This window comes from Streptomyces sp. NBC_00727, assembly GCF_045161745.1.
Lineage (GTDB): Bacteria > Actinomycetota > Actinomycetes > Streptomycetales > Streptomycetaceae > Streptomyces.
Map to the genome: position 1 here is coordinate 6924172 of NZ_CP108981.1, position 16205 is coordinate 6940376.

The 16205-nt window shown below is 71.5% G+C and carries 17 protein-coding genes and 1 pseudogene; 7 read left to right on the plus strand and 11 right to left on the minus strand.

Annotation, left to right across the window (positions count from 1 at the left end; genetic code table 11):
- Positions 1-18 precede the first annotated feature (18 nt).
- Entirely contained in the window at positions 19-1032 is a 1014-nt protein-coding gene (locus OG242_RS31175; RefSeq protein ID WP_405901346.1) for an SCO7460 family lipoprotein, read from the minus strand.
- A gap of 273 nt (positions 1033-1305) precedes the next feature.
- On the opposite strand from OG242_RS31175, the gene OG242_RS31180 reads away from it, so the two are divergent.
- Positions 1306-2460, plus strand: a complete 1155-nt coding sequence (locus OG242_RS31180) for a S1 family peptidase (protein WP_405901347.1) — start codon at positions 1306-1308, stop codon at positions 2458-2460.
- A 69-nt stretch (positions 2461-2529) separates the two neighbouring features.
- Here OG242_RS31180 and OG242_RS31185 read toward each other — a convergent pair whose 3' ends face one another.
- Complete coding sequence (locus OG242_RS31185; protein ID WP_405901348.1) at positions 2530-2970, minus strand: GNAT family N-acetyltransferase; 441 nt, start codon at positions 2968-2970, stop codon at positions 2530-2532.
- Positions 2971-3054: 84 nt separating this feature from the next.
- Positions 3055-3885, minus strand: a complete 831-nt coding sequence (locus OG242_RS31190) for a helix-turn-helix transcriptional regulator (protein ID WP_405901349.1) — start codon at positions 3883-3885, stop codon at positions 3055-3057.
- 678 nt (positions 3886-4563) lie between these two features.
- Between OG242_RS31190 and OG242_RS31195 the strand changes: the two genes are divergently transcribed.
- Positions 4564-4767 (plus strand): cold-shock protein, encoded by a 204-nt coding sequence (locus tag OG242_RS31195; RefSeq protein ID WP_018523299.1) that lies wholly within the window; start codon positions 4564-4566, stop codon positions 4765-4767.
- A gap of 75 nt (positions 4768-4842) precedes the next feature.
- Here the strand turns inward: OG242_RS31195 and OG242_RS31200 are convergent, their stop codons facing one another.
- Positions 4843-5439 (minus strand): hypothetical protein, encoded by a 597-nt coding sequence (locus tag OG242_RS31200; protein ID WP_405901350.1) that lies wholly within the window; start codon positions 5437-5439, stop codon positions 4843-4845.
- 467 nt (positions 5440-5906) lie between these two features.
- On the opposite strand from OG242_RS31200, the gene OG242_RS31205 reads away from it, so the two are divergent.
- Complete coding sequence (locus OG242_RS31205; RefSeq protein WP_405901774.1) at positions 5907-7232, plus strand: condensation domain-containing protein; 1326 nt, start codon at positions 5907-5909, stop codon at positions 7230-7232.
- Positions 7233-7276: 44 nt separating this feature from the next.
- Here OG242_RS31205 and OG242_RS31210 read toward each other — a convergent pair.
- Positions 7277-7402, minus strand: a pseudogene (locus tag OG242_RS31210) (VWA domain-containing protein); the annotation flags it as partial.
- 110 nt (positions 7403-7512) lie between these two features.
- Here OG242_RS31210 and OG242_RS31215 point away from each other — a divergent pair.
- Positions 7513-8253 (plus strand): SDR family oxidoreductase, encoded by a 741-nt coding sequence (locus tag OG242_RS31215; RefSeq protein WP_405901351.1) that lies wholly within the window; start codon positions 7513-7515, stop codon positions 8251-8253.
- An 82-nt stretch (positions 8254-8335) separates the two neighbouring features.
- On the opposite strand, the gene OG242_RS31220 is transcribed toward OG242_RS31215, so the two are convergent.
- Together OG242_RS31220 and OG242_RS31225 are read right to left on the minus strand one after the other, a co-directional pair.
- Entirely contained in the window at positions 8336-9217 is an 882-nt protein-coding gene (locus OG242_RS31220; RefSeq protein WP_405901352.1) for a GH25 family lysozyme, read from the minus strand.
- A gap of 245 nt (positions 9218-9462) precedes the next feature.
- Positions 9463-9978, minus strand: a complete 516-nt coding sequence (locus tag OG242_RS31225; protein WP_405901353.1) for a hypothetical protein — start codon at positions 9976-9978, stop codon at positions 9463-9465.
- Positions 9979-10160: 182 nt separating this feature from the next.
- On the opposite strand from OG242_RS31225, the gene OG242_RS31230 reads away from it, so the two are divergent.
- Entirely contained in the window at positions 10161-11111 is a 951-nt protein-coding gene (locus OG242_RS31230) for an Lrp/AsnC family transcriptional regulator (protein WP_405901354.1), read from the plus strand.
- A 10-nt stretch (positions 11112-11121) separates the two neighbouring features.
- Here OG242_RS31230 and OG242_RS31235 read toward each other — a convergent pair whose 3' ends face one another.
- Genes OG242_RS31235 through OG242_RS31245 form a run of 3 tightly spaced genes read right to left on the minus strand, consistent with a single transcriptional unit; the run spans position 11122 to position 14564 of the window.
- Positions 11122-11892: a phosphatase PAP2 family protein gene (locus OG242_RS31235; protein WP_405901355.1), complete on the minus strand. Its 771-nt coding sequence runs from the start codon at positions 11890-11892 to the stop codon at positions 11122-11124.
- The gene (locus OG242_RS31240; protein WP_405901356.1) at positions 11893-12846 is read right to left on the minus strand and encodes a YihY/virulence factor BrkB family protein; all 954 of its coding nucleotides are present in this window, start codon (positions 12844-12846) and stop codon (positions 11893-11895) included.
- Positions 12846-14564, minus strand: coding sequence for a diacylglycerol kinase family protein (locus tag OG242_RS31245; RefSeq protein ID WP_405901357.1), 1719 nt, complete (start codon positions 14562-14564; stop codon positions 12846-12848). Before OG242_RS31245 ends, OG242_RS31240 begins: the two co-directional genes overlap by 1 nt.
- Positions 14565-14774: 210 nt before the next feature.
- On the opposite strand from OG242_RS31245, the gene OG242_RS31250 reads away from it, so the two are divergent.
- Together OG242_RS31250 and OG242_RS31255 are read left to right on the plus strand one after the other, a co-directional pair.
- Positions 14775-15155 carry a VOC family protein gene (locus OG242_RS31250; protein ID WP_405901358.1) on the plus strand — a complete coding sequence of 127 codons (381 nt, stop codon included), beginning with the start codon at positions 14775-14777 and terminating at the stop codon, positions 15153-15155.
- Positions 15156-15210: 55 nt separating this feature from the next.
- Complete coding sequence (locus OG242_RS31255) at positions 15211-15642, plus strand: SRPBCC family protein (protein WP_405901359.1); 432 nt, start codon at positions 15211-15213, stop codon at positions 15640-15642.
- A gap of 11 nt (positions 15643-15653) precedes the next feature.
- Here the strand turns inward: OG242_RS31255 and OG242_RS31260 are convergent, their stop codons facing one another.
- Positions 15654-16142, minus strand: coding sequence for a flavin reductase family protein (locus OG242_RS31260; RefSeq protein WP_405901360.1), 489 nt, complete (start codon positions 16140-16142; stop codon positions 15654-15656).
- Between the last annotated feature and the right edge of the window lie 63 nt (positions 16143-16205).

The following is a 16205-nucleotide window of genomic DNA, read 5'->3' on the forward strand; positions in this document are numbered from 1 at the left end:
CCCGGCGGGCGCCGCGGTTCACATCTGAGGCAGTTGCAGCGGCCCCCGGCCCTCGCGGACCTTGCCGACGTGGCGCAGCTCGCCCAGGGGCGTGCCGGCCAGGTCCGTGGTCACCAGCACGGCCCGGTCGCCCAGGCAGGACTTGTCCCCGTCGGGCTCCTCGCAGTACAGGACGTAACCCGTGAGCCGGTCGACGGTGTCCGGCTCCAGGCGCCACACCCACTCGTAGTCGCTCACCTGCACGTGCGGATGGCCGTCCCGGAGCCGGTCCTCGACTGCGCTGTGGACGGCTGCGGCGAACTTTTGCCTTTCTTCGAACGGGCGGACGATGCGGGCGCTGCCCGAGGACGGGTCCACGCGCCCGTCGTCCGCCGAGTAGCCGGCGCTGTAGTAGGCGTGCCCACTCAGGGCCGCGAGGAGCGAGGCCGCGCCGAGGCGCATGGCCGTCGGCTGCGACTTCTTTCCTGCCGGCCGCTTCTTGGCGACGGAAGGGGAGACCAGGTTGACCGACGCGCCCTTCACCTCGGTCCCGTCCTTCCACTGCCGCGCGCACGCTCCGATGTCCTTGAGCAGGGCGGACACCGTGGCGTTGGTGGGGGAGGCGACGATCCAGGGGGCGCCGGTCTGCGGATCGACGGCGATGACCTCGTGGCCGCAGCGCCGGAATGTGTCGACCAGCACGCGCAGCGCCGCGGCTTCCCGCCGTCCGCGCTTCACCGCCTCGTCCATCACCCCTCGGCAGTCATGGGTGTTGCAGGTGCCTGCCTCGGCGTCCACCCGCATCCGGACCACGGCGTCGGGATCGTCGGTCATCGCGAAGGTGATCTCCGAGCCGCTGGCATGCGGGACCAGGGTGTGCGCCTCGATCACGCGGAGAACGCCCGGGTGATACTGGTCGGCCAGCTTCTCGGCGTACCGGCGGTCCTCCTTCGTGGTCACCACGCCGCACCCCGTCAGCACCAGCGCGAGCGCGCACGCAAGCACCCCGGCCAGTGAGGTGCCGGCCGCCCGTCGTCTCGACGATCCGCTCATCTGTGTCCCGCCCCCTGCTCCGGGCCCGGGCCCGCTCCGCGGCCGGACCTGCTCGTTCATCTGATGTGACGGTAGGCCGGGAACGGGCGCGTGGAATGAGTACGCCTACTCAGCGCGCGGCCCGTCCAGTCACCCATGTCATTGGCATGGACCTGCTAATGACTCTTCCGCTACAGTCCGGAACGGCACACTCTGAGAGCGCTCTCAAAGAGTCGCCTTCGGACGCCTGCTGTTCCTCCCCCCACCAGCCGGAACAACAGAAGGGCCAAGACCTTGAGACGCACCACAGCCTTGAGGACCGCGCTGTCCGCCGTACTCCTCCTCGGAGCCTGGGCGGGCGCCGGCTTCCCCTCCGCATCCGCAGCGGACACCCCCACCACACCCTCCAGCGCCGCGCCGGCCTCCGACGGCCTGCTCACCGCCATGCAGAAGGACCTGGGCCTGACGGAAAGCCAGGCCAGGGCGCGGCTCTCCGCGGAGAAGACCGCCACCGCACTGCAGCCCGACGCGCGCCGCGCCGCCGGCGCCTCCTACGGCGGCTCCTGGTTCGACCCGGCGACCGGCGACCTCACCGTCGCCGTCACCGACACCGAGCAGGCGGCAGCGGTACGTGCCACGGGCGCCGCCGTACGGATGGTGTCCCACACCGCGAAGAGCCTCGACTCGGTCAAGGCGAAGCTCGACAAGCTCGACGCCCCCTCCGGCGTCAGCAGCTGGCACGTCGACCCCCGCGCCAACAAGGTCGTCATCGACGTCGTCGCCTCCCGGCAGTCTGACAACGATGTCCAGGCGTTCGTGCGGAAGGCCCGTGAAACCGGGCCCGTCAGCGTCGAGAAGACCATGGAGGCGCCTAAGACCTTCTCGGCCGGAACCGTGGGCGGCGACCCGTACTACACGGGCAACGTGCGGTGCTCCATCGGCTTCTCCGTCTACGGCGGCTTCGTCACAGCCGGGCACTGCGGCCGGGCGGGCGCCGGGGTCAGCGGCTGGGACGGCTCCTTCATAGGCAACTTCCAGGGCTCGTCCTTCCCCGGCGACGACTACGCGTGGGTCAACGTCGGCAGCGGCTGGTGGACGGTCCCCGTCGTCCTCGGCTGGGGCACCGTCTCCGACCAGCTCGTCCGCGGCTCCAACGTGGCTCCCATCGGCGCGTCGATCTGCCGCTCCGGCTCCACCTCGCACTGGCACTGCGGCAACGTCCTGGCCACCAACGAGACGGTCAACTACAGCCAGGGCGCGGTCTACCAGATGACCAAGACCAGCGTCTGCGCCGAAGGCGGTGACTCCGGCGGCTCCTTCATCAGCGGCGACCAGGCCCAGGGCGTCACCTCCGGCGGCTGGGGCAACTGCAGCTCCGGCGGTGAGACCTGGCACCAGCCGATCAACGAGATCCTGAACCGGTACGGGCTGACGCTCCACACCGCCTGACCGCGTTCCGCGCGTACCGGGGCCTGCCGAGCGGGACGGTGGGTCCCGGTAGGCGTACGCTCCGGGCCGTCAGGTGAGCCGCAGGTCGATGAACGGCACGGTGTCGCCCGGCAGGACGTACCTCTCGGTCTCCACGAACCCCTGCCGCAACGCGAACCGCAGCCCCTCGGGGTTCGACTCCAGTACACAGGTCTCGATCACCTCGGCACCGAGCTCACGGGCCAGCTCCAGGCCGTGGGCGTACAGCAACGCGCCCAGCCCCCGGCCGCGGTGGGCGGGCAGAATGCGTGCGATCACGGTCGCCACCGGGTTCTCGGCACCGGGCGGGCGCACGGTGGAACAGCCCACCACGACGTCATCCAGATGCGCGACGGACAGCCGGTTGCGGCCGGCGCGCTCCGTCACTTCCGCGACGGACAGCGCGGCCGTGGGGATGACGGCGTTGTGGACGAACCGCCAGTCCAGGAGCGAGGCGTCGTCGTCCGCCCGCTCGATACGAAGATCGGTCATCGCGCCAGGAAACCGGTACCGCGGCGGCCCGTCAACCGACTTGCGCCCCGGGACCGCCATCAGACGGGCCTTCGTGGACACGGCCTACGGGGCGCGCAGCACCCGCGCACGCGGGTGAGCGTGCTGCTCCCCGGGATGGAAGACCAGGACGATCAGGCGCGCGCCGGGGGCGGCCATGGGCTGCGCCGCACACATTGTCACCCACCCCGGGCCGTCGACGGCGTGCCGCACCGGCCGCGCGTCCCCGTCGGGATGGATCTGCGCGCCGCCCGACTCCCAGATCGGCGCGCACTGAGGGTCGGCCTGCACGTCCTTCTCGATCTGGCGGAGCACCTCGTCGTCGGGCCGGCCGGCGAGCGCCGCCCGCAACTGGGGCACGACCATTGGGGCCCAGGCGGTCTCCCAGTCGATGAGCATGGCGCGGCCCTGGGGTTCCAGGAGCATCCACCGCATCGTGTTCGTGGGGACCCGCCTGCCCGGGAACAGCCGGGAGAACTCGTCGTTGTACGTGATGAGCTCCCACGAGGCATCCGTGATGTACGCGGGGTGGGTCATTCCGTCCACGGCCTCCTGCCACACAGCCGGCACCTCCTTGCCCGACCGCGTGGTGAGGGGGCCGGGCGGGTCGCCTATTCCGGCGTACCGGCACAGCGACACCCACTCCTGTTCGTTGAACGCGAAGAGCGTCGCCACATCACGGAGGAAGCCGATGTCCGGCCTCGGCCAGGCACCCGATTCGAGACGGCGATAGGTACCGGGCGTGCGGTGCAGCAGCTGGTCGACCTGGTGCTGGGAGAGCCCGGGAGCGCGGCGCCCCCGACGGGACGAGCGGTGAAAGCCGTGCCCGGCGGGGTCGATCAGCGCACGACGGACGCTGAGCAGCGTGCGCAGTGCCGCCTTGTCGGTGTTGGTCATGCGATCAAATCCCCCGCTGCCGAGCCACGTTGCCCGAGCGTGAGCCTAGTTGGCGCTACGTGGTTTAGCGCTAAAAACCGGACGTAGAAAACGGGGTGTTTACCTTCCATGCTGGAGAGCGTCGGGCGGTGACCTGCGGCTCCTCGGGGCGACGGGCCCGCGCCCGACGTGCGGGCCTCCTGCTGTCCTTCCTGGCAGCGCTCAGCCGGAGTCCCGTGCCCGTTCAGAACGGTGACGGGAAGGGCTTGACCAGCAAACCGTAGTGCGCCCCCGGAGAAGCGGAGCCGGCCCAACGGTCCGCTGATCTGGCTCTTTCCGTCACCCACCTCGGTCTCCCGGGCCGAGGCGGGGCGGATCTCGGTGCGGCCGGCAGCCCCCCTGCCGGCCGCACCCTTTTCGTACCCGCGGCCACTGCTCCATCCGGAGGCGACCGCACACCCGGCGGTACTCGCCGCGGCCACACCGTGGCCCCATCAGCGGGTATCCCCGGCATCCGGCGCGACGCGAAGTCGTTGCTCTCTGGTGGAGAGGGGTTTCGCCATGTAGCGTCACTGCCGGAAGTCGTGGTTCGCCGAAACCGCCCGTGCTCCGGCGCGGGCGCCTTGCTGTGCAGGGGCGGATCAGGACACCACTGGGACCGCGTGGTGCGGCTCCCGATATCGACTGAGAGGCACCGGCATGGCCAGCGGAACCGTCAAGTGGTTCAACGCCGAAAAGGGTTTCGGCTTCATCCAGCAGGACGGCGGCGGGCCGGACGTCTTCGCGCACTACTCGAACATCAACGCCACCGGCTTCCGTGAGCTCCAGGAGGGCCAGGCGGTGACCTTCGACATCACGCAGGGCCAGAAGGGCCCGCAGGCGGAGAACATCACGGCCGTCTGACGCCGCAGGATCATACGTCCGGCCCCCGGGAGCACGCTCCCGGGGGCCGGACGTATGAGACGGCCCGTGGCGGTCTCAGCCGGCTGCCCGGCTCTCGTCGGTGAGCGCCGACTCGGTCGCGGTGTACATGGCCGCGCCCTTCTGCGTTCCCTTACCGACGACGCCCCGTTTGACTAGGGTCTCCAGGGTGTTGCGCACCACCTGTACGGAGGTGCCGCGTTCCGGGTGCGCCTTCGTCAGAGCGGCGTGCACCTCGCGCACCAGGCGCGGTTCACCCAGGGGCATCAGTGCCCGGATGAGCTGATGCAGGGGGGCGGCCGCCGTGGTGTCCGCCTTCCTGCCTGCCGCCCTTGCCCTGGTGGGATTCGCCTTCGCGCGCCCGACGGGCCTGGGGCTCGGGACGGGCTTGGCGGCGGGGTGGCCGTCACCGGCCTGTGCCTCGTCGGCCTGCGGGGCGCGGCGCGGCCGAGGGGGCGCCGTCGCGCCGGGCAGGGCCGACTGCATGCCGGTCAGCCAGGTCTCGTCCGTTCGGAGCTGGTCCAGGCGGGACCGCAGCTGCTCGATCTGCGCGGTGAGCTCCTTCTGCTCCGCACGGTTGTCGGCAAGATCGGTGGCGAACCGCTCGGCATACACCCTCTGTACGCTCTGCGACGCGCTGTCCGTGTCGTTCATGGTGGTTCACGCTCCTTGGGCTGGGGGTTGCTGCCATGCGCCTCCATTCACCACATGCGGCGACGCGGTGGGCGGGGTTTGCGGGCAAGGTCCAGCCGAAGGGATGAACAACCCGCCGGAAGCCGGGAAGTCCACATGCTGATCACATGATCGCCGCACGACCGTATCGGTGTGCGGGGGTATGCGGCGCGCATCACGCCTGGTGAAGGGCGGCCCGGTGTCGGCCCATGGGCCCTGTACAGCCACTGGAGGCATCAACTCCGTTTGCATGTACAGGTGTTGCATTGACGCATGCTTGCGCTGTTCATAACATCGCAATACCTGAAGCCGTGAATGACTGGATCTCGCCGGTGGCGAGACCGGTCGGCCGCCGCGGAATCCCCATGCCGCCGCGTTGCTCCGCACCCCCACATGCTCCACACACGTCCCCATTGACCTGAAGCAACCGCACACCGTCCGAGCCCTCGCTGCGGGCCGCCTTCGACGCGGTGGTGGCCCGGCACGGGGCGCTGCGGAGCCGGTTCCCCGCCGAGGACGGCAACCCGGCCGCACTGGTCGCGCAACCGGGCCCGGTCGACGTGGAGTTCCGCGACCTGCGCGGTGGTGGCGACCTGCTGGAGACACTGATCGCGGAGCGCACCAACCGTGCCTTCGATCTCGCCCGCGGACCGCTGCTGCGCGTCTCCCTCTTCCGTACGGGCGACACCGAGCACGTCCTGTGCCTCGTCCTGCGCCACATCGTCGCCGACGGCTGGTCACTCAACGTCCTGCGCGACGAACTCGCCGCCCACTACACCGCCCACCTGAAGGGCGAGGACGCCGACCTGCCCGCCCGGCCGCCTACCCGGCCGAGCAACACCACGACGCGGACGAGGCACAGGCACGCGAAGCCCTCGACTACTGGCGGGAACACCTGGACGGCGCACCCGCCCTGGAACTTCCCCCCGACCGCCCGGCCACGACCGCCCCGGCAGACCTTCGACGGGGCCGGCTACGGCTTCCAGGTGGACCGCGCACTCCTGGACCGGTTGGCTGCCCTCGGCAAAGCGCACGGGGCGACCATCCACGTAGTGCTCCTCGCCGCCTTCCAGGAACTCCTGGCCCGCTTCAGCGGCCAGCGCGAATGCGCCGTCGGCTCGCCCGTCGCAGGCCGCCCGGAACCGGAACTGGAGGGCCTTGCCGGCATGTTCGTCAACGTCTTGGCCCTGCGTGCCCGGTTCGACGGCGACCCCACGTTCGCCGCCCTGCTGGAACGTACCCGCGAAACCTGTCCGGAGGCCTACGCCCACCAGGAGCTGCCGTTCGCGCAGCATGTCACCGAGCTGAACGTGGAGCGCGACGTCTCCCGCTCCCCGGTCTTCCAGGCGGTGCTCGCCGTACAGAACTACGCCACCGGGCGGCAGGCCGCCGCCGGTCCGGGCCTGGACGTGGAGACCTACGGTCTGCGCGCCTCGGGCACCCGCTTCGACGTCGAGCTCTTCCTGATGGAGTGGCCGGACGGACTGCGCGGCGCCTTCAACTACAACACGGACCTCTTCGACGAAGCGGACATCGCCCGGCTCGCCGCCCACCTCGACCGGCTGCTGCACGCCGTGGCCGACCGCCCCGGCGTGCCCCTCTCGACGTTCGACCTGCTCTCCGCCGACGAACGCGCCCTGGAGACCGGCGACTTCAACCACACGGAAGCGCCGACCCCGGCCGACGCCACGCTGGTCTCCCTCATCGACGAGCAGATCGCGCGCACGCCCGACGCCACCGCCGGGCGCGCCCTATCCCGGCCGCGGCACCCGTGACCAGCACGAGCTGACCGCTGAACCGCTCCGCGTACGGCCCCTGCGACGCCGGCCTGCCGGGCGGCCTGCAGCCAGGACGGGAACTCCGACAGGAGACGCTCGTGCAGCTCCTGGTCGCAGACCTTCTCGATGTCGTCCACGGCGAAGAAGCCGACGTTGTCGACCCGGCGCTGAGCCGTCCGGGTCATGAGCGGCCGGGCGGCGCGGGACAGCACGTGCGGCCGGGGGACCGGGGCTTACGGTGGCGGCCGGCCGTACCCGGCTCACGGAAGGCTCGTCCATGAAGACCACGGTCATCGGCGGTACCGGACTGATCGGCTCCCAGCTCGTAGCGAAGCTGCGCGAGGCCGGGCACACCGCGGTCCCCGCCTCCCTGTCGACAGGCGTCGACCTGCTCACCGGCAAGGGGCTCGACGAAGCGCTCGACGGGGCGGAGACAGTCGTCAACGTCTCGAACTCGCCCACGTTCGACGCCGCGTCCCCCGACTTCTTCCGCACGACCATGGGCCATCTGCTGACGGCGGGTGAGCGGGCCGGTGTGCGCCACCAGGTCGTGCTCTCGATCGTCGGGGTCGACCGGATCCCCCAGCTGGACTACTACCGGGCGAAGACGCTCCAGGAGGAGCTTCTGCGCAACGGGCCCGCCGCGTACTCGATCGTGCGTGCCACGCAGTTCTTCGAGTTCATGGACGCCGTCATGTCGTGGACCTCCGACGAGGACACTGTCCGGCTTCCCGCCACGCGCCTTCAGCCCATCGCAGCCGCCGACGTGGTCGCCGCCCTGGCGGACGTCGCGACCGCCGCACCGCTCAACGACACGGTCGACGTGGCCGGGCCCGACGTCTTCCCACTCGTCGAGATCGGGCGCCTCGCGATGGCCGCCCGCCGGGACCACCGGAGCGTCGTCACCGACGAGACGGCGGGCATGTTCGCCGCTGTGCGGGGCGATGAGCTGATCGCGGGACCCGGCGCACGCATCGCGCCCACCTCGTACGAGGAATGGCTGACCGCCGACCGCTGAGACGGAAGGGCGGCCACTCGGTGCGGGCCGAAGCCCTCACCGAGTGGCCGCACTCCTTTCCGGCCTGCGATTCAGCTGCCCGTCAGGTGTTGTTGGCCAGGGCCAGCAGCCGGGTGGCGTCGCCGTTGAACCGGTCGCGGTCCACGGCTCCCGAAATGCCGCCCACCGAACCGGAGTCGGTGTACTGCCAGAACGTCCAGTACGGGAAGCCCTTCGGAATGGTCGGGCTCGCCGCGCTCGTCCAGTGCGCGGTGAACAGCGGGCTGCGCGCGGACATGCCGCTCCAGCCGCCCGTGCACGAGTTCCACCAGCTCGCGCTGGTGTAGATGACGACGTCACGGCCCGTCTTGGCCTTGTACGTGTTGTAGAAGTCCAGGATCCACGACTGCATGGCGGAGGCCGACTTGCCGTAGCAGCCGCCCTCCAGGTCGAGCATCCCCGGAAGCGTCAGGTTGTCCCGCGACCAGGCGCCACCGTGCCCCGCGAAGTACGTCGCCTGGGCGGCGCCGCTCGACAGGTTGGGACGCGCGAAGTGGTACGCGCCCCTGATCACCTTCGCGTTGTAGGCGTTGAGGTAGTTGGCGTTGAAGTTGGGGTCCTTGTACGTGGTGGACTCGGTGGCCTTGATGTAGGCGAACTTGATACCCGCCGACTTCACCGACGACCAGTTGATCGAGCCCTGGTAGTGCGAGACGTCGATGCCGGGGAGCGTCGTGGCCTGGATGGACGACGAGCTCTCCGGGGTGAGGTCGAGCTGCCGGTTGTCGGGCGCGAAGGTGTCGCCGTCGGTGAGGTAGCCGGCGCCCATGTACCCGTCACCGAGAGGAATGGCAGCGGACGACGGCGCCGGGTCGGCCGAGGCGGGTGTCGCCGAAACGGTGGGGACGAGCACCATGCCCAGGCCGGCGGCCCCGAGGGCCACCAGCTTGCGGAGTGCGGGTCTGTGGCTGCGAATGGTTAACAACGGAGCCTCCGGGGGGTGAGCGGAAGTGGTCTACTCGCGTAGCATGTGGGGCGATTCCGAGCGTAGCGATGTGTTCCGGGGGTGGCCCGTCATGGAGTGCGGCGAGACCATCGTCTTGACGGGTGCACGTCATGAGTGACGCATGAACACCACTGTGCCGTAAAGGGCCTTGGGGCGTCCTCTGTGGTCCAGTCCAGTGAAGAAGTGGCCCAGCTGCGGTGATTCCGCCACCCGGGTGAGAACTTTCATCCCCGTGAAACCCCGGCCCGCGCCCGGTCGTCCGGAAGACGCGCGCCATCGCCCTTGGCCGCGACCCGTGCGACGCCGAAGTAGACCGCCTGCTCGGGTATCCGGAACCACAGCGGGGTCGCCGGATCGCCGCCCAGCGGAATGTCCTCCACGGCGGCGTACACACTGGCGGGCAGCATCAGCACCAGGAGCGCCGCCAGACAGACCCCGGCCACGGGCCGCGTCGCCGTCCGTACGAGCCCGGCGGCGCCCAGGAGCTCCAGCACCCCGGACCCGTACACCACGAGGTGGGGGAGCGGGACGAACGGCGGGACCATCGCCGCCAGGTCGTCGTGGCTCGGCATCACACCCCCGCCGTCCGGGACGAAGTGCGCCGCCCCGCTCGCCACGAACAGCACCGCCAGACCGTGGACGGCGGCGGCCCGCCAGGAAGCGAACCGGCGGACGCCCATCGCGCCCAGGAGGCGGAACACCAGCGTCGGGACGGCGAGAAGCACGAGGGATTCGAACACGAGGTCCTCCGATAGCGGTGATCAGCGCGGGCACCGGCCACCGCCGGCAGACCCGCCGCACGGACCGCGCGGGTGACACCCGGCGCGGCCCGGACACGACCGCCATGCTTCCCGGCCGGCCCGGCCCCGGCCTCCAACCGGCCGCACACAGGCGGCATTCGACACCGGCCTACACTGCCCGGATGGAATCGGTCACGCTGGACGCACTCGACCTGCGGCTCCTGCACGCCCTCCAACTCGACGGCCGGGCCCCCTTCAGCAGGATCGCCGGAGTGCTCGACGTCTCCGACCGCACCGTCGCCCGGCGCTTCGGCAAGCTCCGGGCCGCGGGGATCGCCCGCGTGGCCGGAGTGGTCAACAGCCACCGCCTCGGCCACGCCGAATGGCTCGTCCGGCTGCGCGTACCGCCCGCCCGCAGCACCGCACTCGCCCGCGCCCTGGCCCACCGCCCCGACACCGCCTGGGTGGCCGTCCTGTCGAGCGGCACCGAGGTCGGCTGCGTCTTCCGCGTCGCCGGGGAGGGCCCGGCACCGCTGGCCGCGCTGGGCCGTCTCCCGTACGTCAGCCACATCGAGGCGCACCGCGTGCTGCGGCCGGTCATGGAACGCCGATGGGCCGGCCGGAACCTGGCGCTGACAGAGGAACAGATCGCCGCGCTCACGCCCGAGGCCACCGCGGACCCCGGGCCGGTGGAACTGACCGACCTCGGCCGCCGCCTGCTGCCCGCCCTCGCCGCCGACGGCCGCGCGGCCTACCCGGACCTCGCCCGGCGGATCGGCTGGTCGGAATCCGCCGTACGCCGGAGGTTGCACGAACTGCGCCACATGGGCGTTCTCCAGCTCGACGTCGAGGTCGACTCGGGGCTCTTCGGCTTCTCCGTGCAGTGCATGCTGCGGCTCTCCGTCGTGCCCGGCAGCCTCACCCGCGTCGCACGGGCCCTGGCCGAGGACCCCGAAGCGGCCTTCGTCGGCACCATGACGGGCTCCCACAACCTGGTGGCCGTCGCCGTCTGCCGGGACGCCGCGGCCCTCGACACCTATCTCACCGAGCGCGTCGGCACCCTCGACGGTGTCGAACGCCTCGAATCCGCACTGGTCACCGCTTACGTCAAACGCGCCGCCCCAGGGGGCTGAGGTCCGCCCGTCAGCGTTCCGGGGCCGTCTCGGTCAGCTCCGGTTCCAGGCCCTCCGTCACCTCGCTGCGCCGGCGCCCGGAGTCGGCGCGCCAGGCCTCGAAGGCCCAGGCGGTCGACGCCACCACGGCGAGCCCGAGCAGCCAGCCGCCGACCACATCGCTGAACCAATGGACACCCAGCGCGACGCGGGTGAAACCCACCCCGAGCACCGAAAGCCCCGCCACGGCCCAGCACACCACCCGGGCGCGGCGCGGCACCAGCGGCAGCAGGACCAGCAGCATCACCGCGAACGACGTCGTGGCCGTCATCGCATGCCCCGAGGGGAACGAGAAGCCGGGCGCCCGCGCCACCGGATCGTCCAGCGACGGCCTGGCCCGCTCCACGACCACCTTGACCAGCAGCCCCGTCAGGCCCCCGGCCACCGCCGTGACCCCGCTCCAGGCCGCCAGCCGCCAGGCGCGTCGGTACAGCAGCCAGCCGGTCAGGACGGCGACCGCGCAGCGCAGCGTCAGCGGGTCCCAGACCCAGTCGGACAGGAAGCGCAGGGTGCTCGTCCACGCGGGGTGGTCGAGCGCGGTGCGGTGCAGCCGCCCGGCCGCACCCGAGTCCATCGCGCGCAGCGGCCGCCAGTGCCCCTCGACGAGGACCAGCACCAGCGCGAACGGCACCGCGGACAGCGCAGCGACGGCGGCGGCGCCCAGCAGACGCACGCCGAACGCGCGGTCCGCCGCCCGGCGCCGCCGCTCCCGCAGCAGGCGTGTGGTGGCTCGTACAACCATTCATGCTCCCGGATCGGCTTGTATCGGACCGGGCCGGCGGGCGCGGGCAGCCTCCAGCTGCGCCGCGAAGGACAGCCCGAGGAACAGGGCTATGGAGGTCAGATACGCCCACAGCAGCAACGACATGAAGGCGCTCAGCGGGCCGTAGACCGTGTCGAAGGAGCCGCTGAGGGAGAGGTACTGGCTCAGCAGATACGTCAGCGCCGTCCACAGCACCAGGTAGAGGGCCGCGCCGAAGGCCAGCCAGGTGTAGCCGGGCTGGTTGCGGCGCGGGGAGCGGCGGAAGATCGCGCTCGCCGACATCAGCGCCAGCAGCAGACCGATCGGCCAGCGCAGCAGGTCCCAGGTGGTCCTCGCCGTACCGCTGAGGTGGTACACCGTCGCGGCGGCCGTGACGAGGTCGCCGCCGACGACCATCAGGATGAACCCGAGCCCCAGCGGGATGCCGGCCGTCACCGACATCACCAGCCCCCGGAAGTACTTCTGGTGGAACGGCCGGTCGCGCTCGACCCCGTATATCCGGTTGGCCCCGCGCTCTATCTGGCACATCGCCGTCGTCACGTTGACCAGCGAGAAGAGCAGCCCGAACCAGAGCGTGAGCTGGGACCCCTCCCCGGCGCGCCGACGGCTGCGGTCGAGCGCGTCGTCCACCACGTCGGCGCTCGGGCCCGCCGCGATCCGATGGATCGTCAACTCGGCGAGCCTGCCCACGTTCTCGGTGTGCAGCGAGGCCGAAAGGCCGACGAACGCGATCACCAGCGGTATCACCGCGAGGACCGTCTGCAGCGCGAGCGCACGCGAGTGGCTGAAGCCGTCGGCATACCGGAAACGTACGAACGAGTCACGCACCAGAGGCCAGCGCCCGTAGCGGCGCAGCGAGGCCAGCGCCTCGTCCGCGGTCAGCTCGTCGCCCGTCATGTCCCGCGTCTGCGGCACCCGCGTCGCGGTGCCCATCACTCACCCCCCGACGGCAGGAGCACGGCCAGCGCCCCCGGACGCACCTCGGCCACGAGCCGGCGGCCCGCCCCCACCGGGTCGCCGTCCAGCTCCCGCGACTGCCGTGTCGCGAAGCGGAGTTCGGCGTGGCGGAAGGTGAAGTACTCCACGGGCGCGCCGGCGGAGCCGTCCGGCTTCCGGCGCCCGCGCAGCACCGCCCCGACGGCACGCAGCCAGCCACCCGGGCCGTGCGGATCGAACACGGCGAGGTCCAGCAGCCCGTCGCCGGGCCGGGCTGACGGGACGAGCGTGGCCCCGCCCTGTACGTCCCCGATGTTGGCGAGCAGCACCATCCGCGCCGTACGACGCAGCACCGGCCCGCCGTCCAGCCGGATGGACACCGACATGCGCGGCGCCCGCAGACTGCTCAGCCCGGCCACCACGTACGCCGGCCAGCCGATCGCGGACTTCGCCGCACTGCCGGTGTTCTCCAGCATGGCCGCGTCCAGGCCCGCCCCGGACATCGCGGTGAAGTGGGTGGCGGGCAGGCCGTCGCCCTCGACGCGGCCGAGGTCGATCCGCTGCTCGGTCCCGCCCAGCGCGGCGGCCAGCGCCTCGGCCGGTGCGACCGGCAGGCCCAGGTTCCGGGCCAGCAGGTTGCCCGTGCCACAGGGAACCACGGCCAGCGGCACCCCGGTACCGGCCAGCCGGTCGGCCGCCGCCCGGATCGTCCCGTCGCCCCCGCACACCACGACCAGGGACGCGCCGTCGCGCACCGCTGCCGCGGCCTGGCCGCCGCCCGGGTCGTCGGCCGTCGTGTCGACGAACTCCGGCCCGTGACGGCCGTACTGCTCCAGGACGAGCCGCAACGTCTCGCGCTGCTCCTCGTCGGTCACCGTCGGGTTGACCACGACCACCGTGCGCCCCGCGACCTGCTCGGCACGCTCGGCGGCCACCTCCCGCGCGATCTCCATGGCGTTCTTCGGGACCGGCGCCGGGGCCCTGCCCTCGGCAAGCAGGGCCCGGCCCGCCACCAGCAGGGACAGCGCTCCGTTCAGCATGCCGCCGAGGACGTCGGTGGGGTGGTGCATCCCCCGGTAGAGCCTGGCCAGCCCCACGAGCAGCGGAATGAGCAGCAGCAGTCCGGCGAGCACCTTGTGGCGCCGGCCGCGCCCACCGGGAAGAAGGGCCAGGACGGCGAGACCCGCGTAGAGCGCCGTCGCGGCCCCGGTGTGCCCGGAGGTGTAACTCGCCGTCGGCGGTGACGCGTCGAGCCGGTCCACATCGGGCCGGTCGCGGTCCACGCACACGGTGATGACCAGGAACACCAGCGACTGCAGCGAGACGCCCACGGCGAGGAAGACGGCCTGCCGCCACTTGGGCAGCCGGGGGATCACGACCAGGCCCAGACAGACCAGGACGGTGATCGCGATGATGGTGAGCGTGTTCCCGGCCTCCGACGCGACGAACGACATGTCGGTCAGGGGGCCGGTCCGCAGACGCTCGAACCCCTCGTTGACCTCGTCCTCGACACTCACCGGCCAGATCGCCTGCGCGGGCCCCGTGATCAGGAGCCCGAGACCCACCATCAGCGCCGCCTGTCCGACGGTGAGCGCGCCGAGGCGCAGCGCGGCCGTGCGGAGACCGGTCGTCAGGGCGGGGGAGCGGCCCGGCCCGGCGGGAGCACGGGACTCGGCCGTCGGTCGGACGGGTCTTTCCGGCTGGGTGGCAGACATGGGATCGATCCCCCTGTTCGGCGGCGGGGAAGGCTTCGGTCCTTCCGGTGACCGCCGTTTGCCCCGTAATCCGTCCCGCAGGCATGCCGTGAACAGGGGCGCCCGCGGGGACGCCGTCGCGTACCGGACTGTTGGCGGGTGTGTCCGGGGGCGCTGCGGGTACGCGGACGGCATCCGGAGAAACGAGCCCCCGCGAACAGGAGGACGGTCATGGCGGTGCCGAAATCGGGTCTGCTGGTGCTGGACTGCGCCGAGCCCCAGGAACTGGCCGGCTTCTACGCCGCGTTGCTCGGCGCCGAGATCCGCCCCGGGCTGGACCCCGACCTCGTCGAGGTCGTGGGCGCGTCCGGCATCCACCTCGCCATCCGCCACGACCACGGGTACGCCCCGCCGAGCTGGCCCCGGCCCGACGACTCGCAACAGGCCCATCTGCGCCTCCTGGTCGCCCGCGAGGACATCGACGAGGCGGAACGGGAGGCGGTCGCCCTCGGCGCGCGCCCCCTGGACACGAAGAACAACGGAGGCGCGCGCGACGCCCGCCTCTACTCCGACCCCGCCGGGCACCCCTTCACCCTGGCCACACTCGCGTAACACCGCTGCCGCCGCCCGAGGCGGCACTCACTCATACCTACGACTAGGAGTCCCCATGTCTTCCTCGCTCGTCGAGACCGTCGATATCAAGGCCCCGGTCGCCGTCAGCTGGGCCCTGTGGAGCGATGTCGCACGCTGGCCCGCCTTTCTGAGCCACGTCCGGCACGTCGAGCCCCTCGACGCCCGCCGGTTCGCCTGGCAGCTTTCCCTCCCCGGTGCCGACAAGAGCTTCATCGCCGAACTCACCGAGGTCGTTCCGGAGAACCGGATCGCCTGGAAGACCACGGAAGGCGTCCACCACGCCGGGGTCGTCACCTTCCACCGGCTGGACGACGAGTCGAGCCGGGTGGCCCTCCAGATCGAGTACGACCCGCAGGGCTTCGTGGAGTATCTGGGCGCCCTCACGCACCTGGACTCGGTCCTGGCCAACTACGACCTCGGCGAATTCCAGAAGCTGGCCGAGCGGACCGCGCGAGGCGACTTCTGACCCTCAGGCCCTCAGTCCACCGGGTGGCCCGGCGGAATATCGATGGCACCGGTGAGGGACAGGAACGGGAAACCCTTGTCCGTCGGATGCCCCACCTCTTCCGGGGCGAGCAGGTACCCGACGTGGTCCCCGCCGTCGATGCGCTGCTCGACGCGGCCGATGAACCAGGCCGGCGCCTCGTCGAGCAGCGGGACGCCGCCCGGCCCGGGATGCCAGGCGACCTGAGCGAACTTGTCCGTACGCTCGCCCGTCTCACCGCCGGAGAGCCGGGCGAGCGCGTCCTGGTCGCGACGGAGCAGGTGGACGGCGAGCCGGTCGGCCCCGGCGGCGATCCGGCAGGTCCGGTTCAGCTCCGACAGCCACACCATGAACCTGGCCGGCCGCATCGAGCACTGCGAACCGGACCCGACCAGACAGCCGGCCCGCTCACCGCCCGCCTCGGCGGTCACCACATACACCGGGTAGTCCAGCTCGTCGGTGAACCGGTCAAATGCGTTCACTGGGTGCGGCTCCTTGTCCGGTCCTGCCCATGGGTCTCTGACGGCACCACCCCGCCGGTTCAC

What these genes read in the sequence shown, in the direction of transcription:
- OG242_RS31175 (WP_405901346.1), bottom strand. Translation starts at nt 1,032, where the DNA reads ATGAGCGGATCGTCGAGACGACGGGCGGCCGGCACCTCACTGGCCGGG.
- OG242_RS31185 (WP_405901348.1), bottom strand. Translation starts at nt 2,970, where the DNA reads ATGACCGATCTTCGTATCGAGCGGGCGGACGACGACGCCTCGCTCCTG.
- OG242_RS31190 (WP_405901349.1), bottom strand. Translation starts at nt 3,885, where the DNA reads ATGACCAACACCGACAAGGCGGCACTGCGCACGCTGCTCAGCGTCCGT.
- OG242_RS31195 (WP_018523299.1), top strand. Translation starts at nt 4,564, where the DNA reads ATGGCCAGCGGAACCGTCAAGTGGTTCAACGCCGAAAAGGGTTTCGGC.
- OG242_RS31200 (WP_405901350.1), bottom strand. Translation starts at nt 5,439, where the DNA reads ATGAACGACACGGACAGCGCGTCGCAGAGCGTACAGAGGGTGTATGCC.
- OG242_RS31215 (WP_405901351.1), top strand. Translation starts at nt 7,513, where the DNA reads ATGAAGACCACGGTCATCGGCGGTACCGGACTGATCGGCTCCCAGCTC.
- OG242_RS31230 (WP_405901354.1), top strand. Translation starts at nt 10,161, where the DNA reads ATGGAATCGGTCACGCTGGACGCACTCGACCTGCGGCTCCTGCACGCC.
- OG242_RS31235 (WP_405901355.1), bottom strand. Translation starts at nt 11,892, where the DNA reads ATGGTTGTACGAGCCACCACACGCCTGCTGCGGGAGCGGCGGCGCCGG.
- OG242_RS31240 (WP_405901356.1), bottom strand. Translation starts at nt 12,846, where the DNA reads ATGGGCACCGCGACGCGGGTGCCGCAGACGCGGGACATGACGGGCGAC.
- OG242_RS31245 (WP_405901357.1), bottom strand. Translation starts at nt 14,564, where the DNA reads ATGTCTGCCACCCAGCCGGAAAGACCCGTCCGACCGACGGCCGAGTCC.
- OG242_RS31250 (WP_405901358.1), top strand. Translation starts at nt 14,775, where the DNA reads ATGGCGGTGCCGAAATCGGGTCTGCTGGTGCTGGACTGCGCCGAGCCC.
- OG242_RS31255 (WP_405901359.1), top strand. Translation starts at nt 15,211, where the DNA reads ATGTCTTCCTCGCTCGTCGAGACCGTCGATATCAAGGCCCCGGTCGCC.